The organism is Neolewinella aquimaris (assembly GCF_014197245.1).
Taxonomy (GTDB): domain Bacteria; phylum Bacteroidota; class Bacteroidia; order Chitinophagales; family Saprospiraceae; genus Neolewinella; species Neolewinella aquimaris.
Genome location: NZ_JACIFF010000001.1, coordinates 298,336 through 312,548, shown reverse-complemented (window position 1 = coordinate 312,548; position 14,213 = coordinate 298,336). Strand labels below are relative to the sequence as shown.

Here is a 14,213-nt window from a genome sequence, read left to right as displayed (position 1 = left end):
GGGGTTCTCTAGGATAGTGTTTCGAGCAATTCACGTTTGCTTTCCAGGGAGCGCAGAATGTAAGGTAATCGCTTTACGGTATGTTCGTACCCCACATCGTGCAGGTCCGTCAACCGATTCAGGTTGAATATATGGTAATCGTTCAGTGTGCTCGGCTCCAGTACAATATCGCACAGTTCGGCAGACGGCAGGGTGTTTGCCATAATGGAAAGGTCGAAACACCGCCATACGATACCGACCACGGTCTTTACGGCGGCGGGTTTCAGGTTCTCGTAGGGCATCAGGTTGCTACCGATGATGAAGTCGGAGCGGCTCAGCAAGGGTCGTACCGGCATGTTTTCGATCACGCCTCCGTCAACGTACTGAGCCCCGTCGATGACCACCGGTCGAAACAAAAACGGAATGCCGCAACTCGCCGCCACCAGATCGTGCAGGGGTCCCCGATCCCAACATTCCAGCTGCCCGGTATTGAGGTTTGTCACCCCTACGTGAAACGGATACCGCAGGCCGCCGAAGCTGTTCTCGGGAATGACCGTAGCCAGTCGCTCCTTCAGGTAGTCGCTGCTGGTCAATCCCGTGAGGGGCATCCCGAGTTTGTAGAAGCGGAAGATCGAGGATTCCAGTGCGAACGACATCATATCGTCGGGGTGGACTCCCGCGGCGTACATGGCTCCGACTAGGGCACCGGCACTGACGCCCACGACCCGCGTCGGTTCGATGCCAGCTTCCAACAGCGCGCGCAGCGCCCCAATATGTGCTGCTCCCCGCGCTCCGCCGCCCGAAAGCGTTATACCGATGCTCAATTTGTCCATCATACGTACAGACAAGTGGCGGCGGGCGCAGGTTCAGGGCCCAACCTTTAAAGCAATGTTGCGTTGGTGGTGGCATGGAAAATTTACAGAATAAGACCGCCTTTATCACGGGCGGCAGCAAGGGAATCGGATACGGCGTAGCCGAAAAATTAATGGAAGCCGGCGTAAACGTGATCATCACGAGCCGCAGCCAGCAGTCGGTCAACAAGGCCGTCGACCAGCTCGATAAACTGGGCCACCCCGGAAAGTGCATCGGCGTAGAGGCGGATGTGCGGGACCTCAACAGTCAGCAACGGGCCATGGACCTGGCCAAGCAGGAGTTCGGCGGGGTCGACATCGTAATCGCCAACGCCGGAGTGGGTCACTTTGCCCCCATACAGGAACTGACGCCCGAGCAGTGGCAGGAAACTCTAGATATCAACCTCACCGGGGTGTTCAACACGGTCAAAGCTACCCTACCCTCCCTCATCGAAAGCAAGGGCTACCTGATCACGATCGCCAGCCTGGCCGGCACCAACTTCTTCGCCAAGGGCAGCGCCTACAATGCTTCCAAATTCGGACTCGTCGGCTTCACCCAGGCCGTCATGCTCGACGTACGTCAGGAAGGAGTGAAGGTGACCACCATCATGCCCGGCTCCGTCGCCACCCACTTCAACGGCAACACCCCCGACGAGGACGATGCCTGGAAAATCCAAATTGAAGACCTCGGCCAGCTCGTCGTCGACCTGCTAAGAATGCCGGCCCGTACGCTGCCGAGCAAGGTGGAGGTGCGGCCCAGTCAAACTAGTAAGGGGTAGGGAAAGGATGAGCCCCTCTGGGGCGACCCTGGAACGCTTCCTACCTACATAGCAGGGTCGGCTTAGAAAGCCTCAACCTTAGATAGCGTGTCGGACCAGAGGCCGCTTGACCTAAAATCCGCGACAATCCGCGAAGACAATCTGCTTAAATCTGCGTTGAAAAAAAGCTCGACCTAACCCAAGGACTAGTCGTTACCTGATTCATTGGAATCCTCGCCGGTGCCGATGCTTTCGCGGGGGTCGGCGGAGTTGGTGCGGCGGACGACTTTGTCGATGCGGGTAGCCAAAACTTGATGGTCGTAGGCGGAATTTCTGCCGAGTACGTTGGACATGAGGGCTACCATGTAGCGGGTACCGTCGGGCTGCTCGACAATAGCGACGGAGTTCATGTAATTCATGCGGTTGCCCTTGTACTTGCCGCAGCTGGTGCCGGGTAAACACCCGTAGAGGCTGCCCGATTTGAAGTACACGGCGGCGGAATCCAGTACGGGGGCGTGGGCATAGCGAATGCGACGATCGGTCATGTACATGAGCCGTTTAATTTCCAGACTGGAAGGGGCATCCACTACCCTACCGGACTCGAGGGCGGTGAGCCACTGCATGAGGCCCCGGACCGTTCCGGTGCTGCCCCCCTTGGGGGGAACGATGGCGCTGGCCCCGCGGGTAAACATGGTACCCAACCGCCAGGCGTCGCCGTCGATGCCCATGTCGCGGAGGGGGCCGTTGACGATGTCCTCGCCGATGTTGCGTAGGGAATCGCGGGGCGTTTCCTTGAAGTAAGTCATCATCTCCTCAAAGGTGAGGTCGGGATATTCGTCCCCGAAGACGCGCATGAGAAGGGCCTCGCGCCAGACGATGCTGGCGGCACCGTTGTTGCTTACCGAAAGCATATGGTCTACCCACTCGTAGAGGTTGAACTCATCGTTCGGGTCCACCCGCTTACGGGCGTAGCGTTCGGTTGCCGTGTCGTACAGGGGAATGGTGTGGTGATCGTATACGCCAAAGGGCCCCGCCTTGACGACTTTGGTGCGCATGAGCTCCCACCGTTTTTCGTAATCTTCCGGGTACAGATTCTGTAGCTCGCAGAAAAAGGCGGTCACTACGGCCAACTTGCCCACGCTTCCGGGCTGGTATCCCGCCGTTGGGTTGCGCTCGGCGTAGCGGGGAGCCCGGCCGGGCGTCATGTCCAGTACGGAGACGGAGTAGGAAGGATGCATATTGGGAAAGATCGTCGAGATCTCCCGTTGCAGTTCGGCGTCTACGGTGGGTAACGAATCCAGGGGCTGATCCATCAGGTTCAGCCGGACGTACTCCAGGCTGTGCCGTCCACCGTAAGGCAGGGTACGCACCAGGGCGGCGCTGTCCATTTTGGTCAGTCGTACGAGGCGGGCGATACCGGTTTCGGAAAATCCGTCGATCGGGTAACTACCGGCGGGAAGTGAAGGATACACTACGGCAACAAGGATGCCGAAAAAGAGCACAATGCGAAAGTTCCTGAAGGTCATAAATACGACTTAGGGCGAAAGGGTAGGATGAAAACCGTTGGGGTTAAAGATACGGGATGGGTGGCGGTCAGGAATTCTAACGGCGCGCAACACACGAAGGTGCGGGGCAAAGCTGGCACGAAACCCTACGGGGTACGGTTCTGGCTGAACCATTGTCCGCCAATATGCTTTCATCCACTAGCCGTACCTTTGCGGCTGAAAAAAATAAGCATTTATGCCCGCAACCGAAACGCGCCCGAACTACAAAGTAAGGGACATTGAACTGGCCGACTACGGCCGCAAAGAAATCAGGCTCGCCGAGGCGGAGATGCCCGGACTGATGGCCCTCCGCGAAGAGTACGGCTCTAGCAAGCCCCTGGCCGGTGCCCGCATTGCCGGATGTCTGCACATGACGATCCAAACCGCCGTACTGATCGAGACGCTCGTCGAGCTCGGCGCGGAGGTAAGCTGGTCGAGCTGCAACATCTTCTCGACCCAGGACCACGCCGCCGCCGCCATTGCAGCCACCGGGGTACCGGTTTTCGCCTGGAAGGGCATGACCGAGGAAGAATTCAACTGGGCCATCGAGCAAACGCTCTACGCCTTCCCGGACGGTAAGTCGCTCAATATGATCCTCGACGACGGCGGAGACCTCACCAACATGGTGTTCGACGAGCACCCCGAGCTGGTCAGTGAGATCCGCGGGCTATCCGAAGAAACCACTACCGGCGTTCACCGGCTGTACGAGCGCATGAAGAACGGCACCCTCGTGATGCCCGCCATCAACGTGAACGACTCGGTGACCAAATCCAAATTCGACAACAAGTACGGCTGTAAGGAATCTGCCGTAGACGCCATTCGCCGGGCTACCGACGTGATGATGGCCGGTAAGGTCGCCATCGTGGCCGGATACGGTGACGTAGGAAAGGGAACCGCCGCTAGCCTGCGCGGTGCCGGCTGCCGCGTGATCGTAACCGAGATCGACCCGATCTGCGCCCTACAGGCGGCCATGGACGGCTACGAAGTAAAGCGGATGGACGATTCCGTCCCGCGTGCCGACATCATCGTAACCGCGACGGGCAACTTCAACATCCTGACGGAACGCCACTTCCGCGCCATGCGGGATAAGGTGATCGTATGCAACATCGGTCACTTCGACAACGAGATCGATATGGCCTGGCTCAATAAGAACTACGGGCATACCAAGGACAACATCAAGGCACAAGTCGATCTGTACAACATCGACGGCAACGACGTGATCATCCTCGCCGAGGGACGTCTGGTGAACCTGGGCTGCGGTACGGGCCACCCGAGCTTCGTTATGTCCAACAGCTTCACCAATCAGGTGCTTGCCCAGATCGAACTGTGGAAGAACAGCGGCAACTACGAAAACAAGGTGTACATGCTGCCCAAGCACCTCGACGAACAAGTCGCTCGCCTGCACCTGGCCAAGATCGGCGTGGATCTGGAAGACCTCAGCGAAGCCCAGGCCAAGTACATCGGCGTGGAGCAGAACGGTCCGTTCAAACCGGATCATTACCGCTACTAGGCAAGTAGTCATTGCTTATGCTAACGGGGCCCGCTGGATCGACGATCCGGCGGGCCCCTTTGTTTGTCCGCAACCCTTCCGAAGCTGCCGGGTTAGACCTAAAATTCAGACCAACATGGGAAATCCGAACGAAGGTGCCGCCCCACCAACCTGGAAGTTGATGCTCGTGAAGTGGCTCGGACTGTTTCCGATCCTGCTCATCCTTGCCTACGCCCTACAGTGGGTGGGGGTCGAGCCCCTGTGGTTTAAGTTAATTCTGGAGACCGCCATTTTGGTACCACTCCTGAACTACGTCATCACGCCGCTCATGGATACGCTGTTTTCTGAGTGGCTCTATAAGGGGCTCGATACGGACAAGAAGAACCAGTCGATTAACCTCGGGCGCTAAGCTACTTGGTCCGTTTTTCCCGAACGACGACCTGCATCCGTTCGGCCTTTGAGACATCGAGAAAGAACTGACGGTATCCCGCATAGGCCTCCTTCGGCAAGCTTACGGGCAGTAGCTTGAGGCTCCTGATCCACTGCAGGCCCGTCTCGGTGGGGACGATGCGCGAACGATACTCCCCGGCCGTGTGGGAAAATTCGGTCGTGGATTCACCGCCACCACTTTCAAATTCGAGTTCGGGGGGAAGGTGCAGGTTGACGGTGTCGACTAAAAAGCGGGTAGTGTAGGTTTCGATCGGCAGCTTGCGGTCCGGATCGCTGCTTGGCACGTCGGATTCCGGGAAATAGCCATTGATGGGTACGAACAGCCGCTTACCGAGGGTCCGGACGTAGTTGCCCACCCCGGTGGTGTACGTCATGCTGACCTCCGGGCGATCCTTATTCGGGACAAAGGAATACCCCTTACCGGAAACGTCGGGCAGCAGCTGTTGCTCGTGCAGCCACTTGACCTGATCCTGGGGATCGGGAAGTTCGGCAACCATGTACCGAAAGAATTCCTGCGCCCCACCGTACAGGGTGGCCTGTATTCCGACCTCCGTCCAACCGTCGTGGTTCACGGTCAGGTCTACCGTACGCGTGTGCCCGTTGGCGGCGGGTTCGAGAATAGGCGTCCGGGCCAGTTTACCACCCTCGGGGGTGATCCAGAGGACATTGCGGTCCTGCTTGTCCTCCCCCAGGTAGCCCGTGGGGGCGTCGTTGCTGGTACACTCGAGGTACATGTCCTGGGAGGGCACGTAGAGAACCATATGGTTAAAGGAGGAGGTGGTAAACTCTTCGGTCAGTGGGTAATCCATTTGTTCCTCCCATTCGATCAGTACGGGATACGAGGTGATGCCCACTTCCCGGAGCATCGCGCCCATGTAGTTGCTGAGTGCCTTGCAGTCGCCGAACCGATTCTGCTCGACGTAGGCAGCGGAAAACGGTTGCCAGCCGCCAATCCCCAATTGAATGCTTACGTAGCGCATCCGCTCCTGCATGAAGCGGTACAGCCGATCGATCTTTTCCAGTTCCGTAGTCGCTCCGGCTACCCTGTCGTGTACTTCCCTGGCCAAGCCGTCGGGAAGCGCATCGCGACCCACCATAATGTCTCCGATGAATTTTCCAAAATCCTCCCAGCTGCGGTAACTACCACGAAATCCATCGATTTCGAAGTCGGCGACGGCGAGCCGCAGGTACGGAAGCGTGGTCGATTCCGCCGGAGCATACGACTCCTTAGGTTGCGCGGGGAGGTTACTGACCGTCCAGCGATATACCTTGTTGTCGCCCTCCGTAGCAACCGTCGGATCGGCGAGAAGATTGCTGCGGTAGAGCAGTTCGTTGGTGGAGGGAACGTAAGCCGTAAACGAGGCTTCTACGAGCGACTGTCCGCGGCGAACCGGCTGCCAGTGGGGAATTCCCGCGACGTAGGAAAAGTCCGCTACCTTTCTCTCCACCTCGAATACGATGGTACAGGGATAGGTTGCGCAGGGTATTTCGGCGTACTTCACCCGGGTATCTTCATAAAACGATACCTGACTGGTAAAGCGACTGTCGGAGATGTCGCTGTTCTTAAGCTTGTACGTTTGCTGCCCGAAAACGTCGTATGCCGCGGCCCTGAAGGTGGTGACCTTGCTGTCGTCGTCGTAGAACTCGTGCATTACGTTTCCGCTGCGCTCATCCGCGTTTAGTAGGCTAATCACCTTACGGGAGGAATAGGTAGCGGAATTAAGCGACGTGATCCGGTATTCAATGTCGTGGGAGAGGACTACGGAGTTGCCGGTCCGCAGGGAATCGGGTGCCGCCAGTGCGCTCAGCTCCAGCCGTTGGCCCTGCACCTGCGCGCCCGCCCAGAAAAGGAGGCATCCCAGAAAGAGGTAGTGGAGTACGTTCATTACTTGGCGCGTTTTAGGACGATGCTTGCCTCCTGTAATTCAATGATTCGCCGGTACATGGCCCGCAGCGTAGCGTAATCGGCGGCCTGGTAGACCGTACGGTCCAAATCTACCGAGAAGTTGATGGTGATGGTACGATCCGGTTTGGCAACTGCGGTGTAGGTGGCTTCCATACCTCCGTCTTCGGAGCGCAGGCGGATTGACTCGGGCAGTTCTTCCACCGCATAGCCCTCGGGAACCGTAACGTTGGTAATGTACTGTTCGCGCCAGGGGTACGGGAAGTCAATGGGGTAAAGCCGCTCCTGCACATCGTCCAACTCCGCGTCAAGCAGGGGGAGCAAAATTGGTTGGATGTAGAGGTAGTCGTCGCTTGCCATTCCCGCCGCGACGTTCATCCGCACTTTGTAGGTCAGTGGCTGGGCCGAATGATCGCCTCCGCTAATTATTTCCTTACTCACGACGGTGGCTTCGGGGAAATGGGTAAGGATATCCGAGGCGATGGGTGCTTCCGTGTCGTCCTTCATCTTCTTGAGTTGCAGCCGCCCCGAGTGGGCGAAGTAACTTTCCAACCGTCCGGTTAGGTCGACTTCTGCCAAGCCCGCTTCGTCTACGCTCATTTCACAGAGCATCACCCGGCGGGCACGCGGCACCTCTACCGAGGTCCAGCGTGGATTCTGCGTACTCGCAATCCAACCCCGGTGGTTCAGAGCCCGCTCACGCGGCAAGCCGGGAGGACGGCTTACACCGTTTGCGTCGAGCAGGATACTGCCTTCTCCGACCGTAGCGTACACCATCAGGTGATCGAACTGATCGACCAGCGGATACACTTCGATCGGTACTCCGCCGTCGCGCAGGGAGACCAGCATCGGCTGGGCGTCGATGCCCGCCTCGTTCAGTAGGGCGAGTAGGCAAAGATTCAGGTCGGCGCTGTTTCCCACGCCAGCCTTGAAAATGTTGTCCGGGGAGTCCGAACCGATAAAGTGGTACCGTTCGTCCCAGCGAATGCGGGAGGCGACAAAATAGTAGGCGGCGGCGATTCGCTCCCTGGGCGATTCGGCGGCCATGACCGTTGGGCCGGCTGCCTTCCACAACTGGTTGTAGTTCCCCTTTACCTGGTAGGCACGTCCGAAGTTGCGGAGTTCGTCGAGTTCATTCGCGACGGCGTGCCAATCCTTGAGCACGGGCTGAACCATTGACTGCGGATACTGTACGGACTGCAGCTGCAGGCGCACCCGGGGGAGGTAGTCGCGCAGGTTGTTGGTGTATGGTTGGTGCTTGAAGGGTACGATGTCCTTCATTACGAAACGCATATCGGAGTGCATGATCATTTGCTCGTTGCTGAGTCCCCGTAGGGCAACCGGACTCCAGCGCAACGGTCGCTGCTCGACCTCCCGAATGTGGTAGTTGCCGTGCATACCCAGACTCAAGTAGGAATAGTATTTAGGGATGCGAGCGGTATACTCCGCCCAACGCACGGGGATGTCTTCCTGAAACACGTAATTGGTGGGCGTCAGAATGCTCTCGGTCGAAAGGGTATACCGATACTCGATCACCGCGCCCGGGGTGATCTGGGGAAAGGTAAACTTCATCGTTTCCTTCCGGTCGTCACCCTTCTCCCGCACGAAATCACCGCCGCGCAGTTTGATGGTCGTCCCGTCGGGAAGGTGCACCTGTGCATCCAGGTTACCTAGGCTCTGGAAGGATCGGTCGTAGCGAAGGGTGATGTTGGCGCGATCGAAGCTGGACGGTTTGAGCAGCTTGACCCGACGATGAAACGATTCCTTTAGAACCGGGCCCTTATCCGGTAAAAAATCGAAGCTCAGGTCGAGTTTGTCGTAGAGCACGTAGGCGGCGGCAGCGGAATCGCCGGGGACCAGCAGCAGCTGCCGGTCTTCGTCGGTGATCTTTCCGAACTTGAGTCCGTCTTCGTACTGAGCGGATAAATTGGTGGCAAACAGGAATAGAATACTAAAAGCGAGGGTGAATGGGTGGTGCATAGGTGACTTAGTGTTCCCGCCTGAAAACCAGGGGGGAGTTTTGTAATTCAATAATTCGGCGATACATATCGCGGAGTCCGGTGTATTGGTCGGCGGGGTAAAAGGTGCGGGTCAGGCTGACGTTGAAGATTAGGGTCACTGCCCCATCCACCATCACGTTGGTGGCGTAAGTGCCCTCCATGCTGCCGTCTTCGGCACGCACCTTTAGAGCGGGAGGCGTTTCGTCGAGGACGTAGCCCTCGGGTACGCGAATATTGACGATGAAGCGCTGCTCCCAGGGAAATTCAAAGTCGATCGGATACAGACGCCTTTCCACGTCATCGAGCTCATCGTCGAGTACCGACAACAGGAGGGGCTGTACGTAGAGGTAGTCGTTAACTGCCGTTGCCGCTGATGGGATGCGCAGTTTCAGGGAATAATCCAGCGGGGCGGTTGGTACATCGCTAGCGGCGACGGTACCCGGCATTGTCACTTCGGCTTCCGGAAAGCGGGCGATGATTTCGGCTGCCAGGGGAGCTTCGGCGGGGGTCTTGGCGTTGCGCAACTCGCTGCGCGCGGAAAAAGCAAAATAGCTTTCCAACCGGCTGCGGAGGGCTACGCTGGCGGTGCCGTCTTCCGTTACCGAAATTTCCTGCATCACGATCCGGCGGGCGGCGGGGACATCGATGTCGATCCAGCGCGGCCGATCGGGATCAGCCACCCAGCCGCGGTGATTGAGGGCCGCTACGCGGGGCAGCCCGGCGGGGCGATCGGGGTCGTTGGCGTCCAGCAGAAAGGGCTGCCCGCCCAGTTCGGTATACACCATGAGGTGATCGAACTGATTGACCACGGGGTATACTTCGATCGGGGCACCGCTGTTTCTCAGGGACACCAGCAAGGGGTGGGCGGTGATGCCGGCCTCATTGAGCAGAGCGAGCAGGCAGATGTTGAGGTCGGCGCTGTTGCCGGTCCCGTCGTCGAGCACCGCATTCGGGCTGGCGGAGGCGAGAACACCGTAGTTGCCGTTCCACGACAGTCGATCGATCACGAAGCGGTAGGCCGCCTCGATTTTTTCCCGGTCGCTGCCCGCTGCGGCGATGGCGTCCTCGGCGGCCTTCCAGAGCTTTGCGTAATTGCCCTTTTTCCGGTAATACCGGCCGAAGTCCTGGCGGTCGTGCAGGCTGTTCACCGTTTCCTCCCAGTCGCTGAAAATGGGTCGTGGGCCCTCCCCCGGATACTGGACCTTCTGCAATTGCAACCGGATGCGCGGGATGTAGTCCTCGGCATTATTGGTATACGGTTGCCGTTCGAAGGCGGCCAGGTCTTTCATCACCCACCTAAGCTCGCTGTGTTCGATTCCATTTACCCGGGAACCGTAAGTAACCACCCCGAAGCTGGGACCGAACTCGGCAAGCGACAGCTTGGCTTCCTTCAGGTGGTACTGTGCCGGGTTGGCAAGACTCATGTACTGATAATACGGCGGGATGAGTGCCGTGTACTCCGCCCACCGTACGGGGATGGATTCCTGGAAGTAGTACACCGTGGGCGAGAGAATCGACTCCTGGCTCCGCGAATAGGTGTACTCGATGATCGCTCCGGCAACTACGCGCGGAAAGGTAAACTTTACGGTGGCACGGCCGTCCGAGTCGCGGTCGCTGACGAAGTCCGTATCACGTAGTTGAATGGTGCCGCCGTCGGGCAAGTGGATCACGGCCCGTAAGTTATCGATGGACTGATGATCGCGATCGTAGTGCAGGCTTACGTTTGCCAAATCGAAAGAAGCCGGCTTAAGCAGCTTCACGCGGCGGTGGTGGGTTTCAAACAGCGAAGGACCATCGGTATCGTTGTACCGGTACGCGAGATCGAGGTGGTCGTACAGTACGTAAGCGGATGCGGTAGAATCGCCCGGTACCGTAGTGAGCTGTCGGTCCTCCTTTGACACGCGGCCAAATTCGAGCCCCTTTTCGTACTGGGCCGCAAGGGGGTGTATTCCTACCACGAGCAGCAGGAATAAAAGGCGGGTGACCTTCATAAACAGCGGAATAAGTGGCTGACCAATCAGCCGGGCAAGGAGATAAAATCAATCGAAGATATTCTTCGTTTTGATGATCCTTCAGAAAAATAACGGACACTTGAATATGTAATTGTGTAGTAAGTCAAAGGATTTTCGGGGCGGCGCGCGCGGGAGCAAGGTGAGCGGCAAAGTGCCGGCATTTCGGGCAATTATTCCAACCCTGAGTCCCGTAGGTACGTATTAGGTGGTATGAAATTTGGCCAGATTCCAGACCCCGCTGCGATCGACTACCAACTACCGGTCGAGCCGCTCGCCAACCCCGCCCGGCTTGACCGCTACGAGCTGGGGGCGGGACAGGGCAGGCCGCAGGTGTACATCGGTGCGACCGGCTGGAGTATGAAGGAATGGGTGGGTAAGTGGTATCCCGCCGGGACCAAAACAAAGGATTACCTCTCCCACTACGGCGAGCAATTCAATACCATTGAGCTCAACACCACGCATTACCGCATCCCGACGGCCGATACCATCGCGAATTGGTATGCCGCCGTACCGGCCGACTTTAGGTACTGTCCAAAATTGCCCAAATCCATCAGCCACGTCAACGACCTCGGGGCGGGCTCCGATGCGCTTCAACTTTTCGTAGCCGCGCTCGACGGCCTGAAGGAGAAAATGGGGTGTGCCTTCATTCAATTGCCCCCTTACTTCGGCGCGGACCGCCTCCCCGTGGTAGAACACTTTCTGGACCGCTGGCCCCGTCTGCTTCCCCTGGCCCTGGAGGTTCGTCACGAGAGCTGGTTTGCCGATCCCTTCAAAACCGAATCCCTGATGGATGCCCTTGCCGCCCGGGGAGTCGCGGCCGTGATTACCGACGTAGCCGGCAGGCGGGATGTGCTACACGGCTACGTGACCGCACCACGCACCATGATCCGGTTTGTGGGCAACGGATTGATCGACAGCGACTTTACCCGCCTGGCGCAGTGGGCCGAAAAGCTCCGGGAATGGAATCTGCCGGAATCTTTTATCTTTCCCCACGAGCCGGAGAATGTTCTGGCCCCCGATGCTTCCGCCTGGTTTGCCAATCACCTTGCGGGTTTGGGGTTTGCCGAAACCCGGGGACCGTCGCCCCACCGCGGCCCGGAGCAAATGCGCCTTTTTTAACCCCGATGGTTTTATCCCTACCCAATATTATGAAAGATTATCCGGCCATACCCCGCGACATCAGTTGGCTTTCCTTCAACCACCGGGTGCTTCAGGAAGCGAAAGACCCGAGCCTACCCCTATTCGAGCGATTGAAGTTTTTGGCCATTTATTCCTCCAACCTGGATGAATTCTTTCGGGTACGGATGGCCAACCACCGCAACTTGCTGCGGGTAAACAAGAAAACCAAACGGGAACTCGACATCAGCCCGAAGCAAACCGTCCGCACCATCCAGCGGATCGTCAACCGCCAGCAGGTTGAATTCAGCCGCATCTTCGAGAAAAAGATCATCCCCCAACTCGCCAAGAACGGAATTACCCTCAAGCGTCGCCTGGACCTGACGGAAGAAGACCGGACGTACGTGGAAAGCTACTTCCGGGAGTACATGCTCCCCTACGTGCAGCCCGTATTATTGATTAAGGACATGGTACGTCCCTTCCTGAACAACGCCCAGTTGTACCTGTCGATTTACATGAAAGATAAGGTAAAGGGCAAGACGAGCTACGCGATCGTCAAGATTCCGAGCGACCACCTGCCCCGCTTCATTGAATTGCCGGGAAAGGACGGAGTGCATAACCTCATCATGCTGGACGACATCGTTCGACACTCCGTATCGTGGATGTTTCCCGGCTACGACATCGAGGATACCTTCAGCATCAAACTGACCCGGGATGCGGAACTCTACATTGACGATGAGTTCTCGGGAGACCTGCTCGCAAAAATTAAGACCAGCCTTAATCGCCGTCACGTCGGCCCCGCGAGTCGCTTCGTTTACGACCGCACAATGCCAACCGAACTGCGGGAGTACCTCGAAGACACCTTCGAACTCGACCGCTACGATATTCTGGCGGAGGGCCGGTACCACAACAACTTTGACTTTTTCAGCTTCCCGACCTTTGGGATGACGAAGCTGCAGAATCCTCCCCAGCCGCCCCTGCCCTACCCCGCACTGGAGGAATCCTCCGACTACTGGGCCGCCATCCGGGAGCGGGATCACCTACTGGTCTATCCTTACCACCGGTACGAATCCGTCGTCCTCTTCTTCGAGCGGGCGGCCGAAGATCCGGCGGTCTCTCACATCAAGATCGTGCAGTACCGCGTGGCCCGCAAGTCGCGCATTATGCAGGCCCTGATGCGGGCGGTGACCCTGGGTAAGCAGGTAAGCGTATTCATCGAGGTGAAGGCACGCTTCGACGAGGAGGCCAACCTGCGGTGGGGAGAAAAACTGGAGGAGGCGGGCGTACACGTACACTACAGTTTTCCGGGGGTGAAAGTCCATTCGAAGCTGGCGCTGGTCCGCCGGGTAGAGGATGGTGATGAACAGATTTACAACTACCTCTCCACCGGCAACTTTCACGAGGATACGGCAAAGATTTACAGCGACTTCGGACTGTTCACCTCCGACCCCCGTATAACCAGTGAGGTCTCCCGAATTTTCAGTTTTCTGGAAAACGTGATGATACCGGATCAGCCCTTTCAGCACCTGATGGTCGGACAGTTTAACCTGCGCAGCGGGCTGGAGGAACTCATCGACCACGAGATCGCCGAAGCCGAAGCCGGAAGGCAGGCCGCCATGACCCTCAAGATGAACAGCCTCCAGGACGAGCCCATGATCGAGCGGCTGTACCGCGCCAGTCGGGCAGGTGTCAAGATCAACCTTATCGTGCGTGGCATCTGTTGCCTGGTTCCCGGTCGGAAGGGGTACAGTGAGAATATTCACGGCATCAGCATTGTCGACCGCTACCTCGAACACGCCCGGGTATTCCACTTCCACCATTCCGGTGAGGAACTGGTGTACCTCTCCTCGGCCGACTTCATGACGCGCAACCTGAGCCACCGCGTGGAAACCACCTTCCCGGTCTACGACGAAGAGTTGAAGGACAAAATCTTTGAGATCCTGGACATCCAGCTCGCCGATAACGTAAAGGCCCGCCTACTGAGCGATCAACAGGGCAATACCTACTACCGCGGAGGGAGCGATCTATCCATTCGCAGCCAGGAAGAGACCTACCACCTGATCAAACGCACACTGGTCGCCGAGCAGCTGGAACTGGAAGAATAGACCGGG

Annotated in this window: 10 protein-coding genes; 5 read left to right on the top strand and 5 right to left on the bottom strand. The window is 57.8% G+C overall.

Annotation, left to right across the window (positions count from 1 at the left end):
• Positions 1-8: 8 nt before the first annotated feature.
• Positions 9-815: a patatin-like phospholipase family protein gene (locus tag GGR28_RS01235; RefSeq protein ID WP_183493893.1), complete on the bottom strand. Its 807-nt coding sequence runs from the start codon at positions 813-815 to the stop codon at positions 9-11.
• 71 nt (positions 816-886) lie between these two features.
• Between GGR28_RS01235 and GGR28_RS01230 the strand changes: the two genes are divergently transcribed.
• Complete coding sequence (locus GGR28_RS01230; protein ID WP_183493892.1) at positions 887-1,609, top strand: SDR family oxidoreductase; 723 nt, start codon at positions 887-889, stop codon at positions 1,607-1,609.
• Between the two features lie 185 nt (positions 1,610-1,794).
• On the opposite strand, the gene GGR28_RS01225 is transcribed toward GGR28_RS01230, so the two are convergent.
• Positions 1,795-3,114: a serine hydrolase gene (locus GGR28_RS01225; RefSeq protein ID WP_221233764.1), complete on the bottom strand. Its 1,320-nt coding sequence runs from the start codon at positions 3,112-3,114 to the stop codon at positions 1,795-1,797.
• 214 nt (positions 3,115-3,328) lie between these two features.
• Between GGR28_RS01225 and ahcY the strand changes: the two genes are divergently transcribed.
• Entirely contained in the window at positions 3,329-4,642 is a 1,314-nt protein-coding gene (gene ahcY, locus GGR28_RS01220; protein ID WP_183493891.1) for an adenosylhomocysteinase, read from the top strand.
• Positions 4,643-4,757: 115 nt separating this feature from the next.
• Entirely contained in the window at positions 4,758-5,030 is a 273-nt protein-coding gene (locus tag GGR28_RS01215) for a hypothetical protein (protein WP_183493890.1), read from the top strand.
• A 1-nt stretch (position 5,031) separates the two neighbouring features.
• On the opposite strand, the gene GGR28_RS01210 is transcribed toward GGR28_RS01215, so the two are convergent.
• The 3 genes from GGR28_RS01210 to GGR28_RS01200 are packed head-to-tail and all read right to left on the bottom strand — an operon-like array spanning position 5,032 to position 10,965.
• Positions 5,032-6,957, bottom strand: a complete 1,926-nt coding sequence (locus tag GGR28_RS01210) for a DUF3857 domain-containing protein (protein ID WP_183493889.1) — start codon at positions 6,955-6,957, stop codon at positions 5,032-5,034.
• Positions 6,957-8,954, bottom strand: coding sequence for a DUF3857 domain-containing protein (locus GGR28_RS01205; RefSeq protein ID WP_183493888.1), 1,998 nt, complete (start codon positions 8,952-8,954; stop codon positions 6,957-6,959). Before GGR28_RS01205 ends, GGR28_RS01210 begins: the two co-directional genes overlap by 1 nt.
• 7 nt (positions 8,955-8,961) lie before the next feature.
• Complete coding sequence (locus GGR28_RS01200; protein WP_183493887.1) at positions 8,962-10,965, bottom strand: DUF3857 domain-containing protein; 2,004 nt, start codon at positions 10,963-10,965, stop codon at positions 8,962-8,964.
• Between the two features lie 231 nt (positions 10,966-11,196).
• Here GGR28_RS01200 and GGR28_RS01195 point away from each other — a divergent pair, with 231 nt between their 5' ends.
• Together GGR28_RS01195 and ppk1 are read left to right on the top strand one after the other, a co-directional pair.
• Positions 11,197-12,105, top strand: coding sequence for a DUF72 domain-containing protein (locus tag GGR28_RS01195; RefSeq protein ID WP_183493886.1), 909 nt, complete (start codon positions 11,197-11,199; stop codon positions 12,103-12,105).
• 29 nt (positions 12,106-12,134) lie between these two features.
• Positions 12,135-14,207 carry a polyphosphate kinase 1 gene (gene ppk1, locus GGR28_RS01190; RefSeq protein ID WP_183493885.1) on the top strand — a complete coding sequence of 691 codons (2,073 nt, stop codon included), beginning with the start codon at positions 12,135-12,137 and terminating at the stop codon, positions 14,205-14,207.
• The last annotated feature ends 6 nt before the right edge of the window (positions 14,208-14,213 follow it).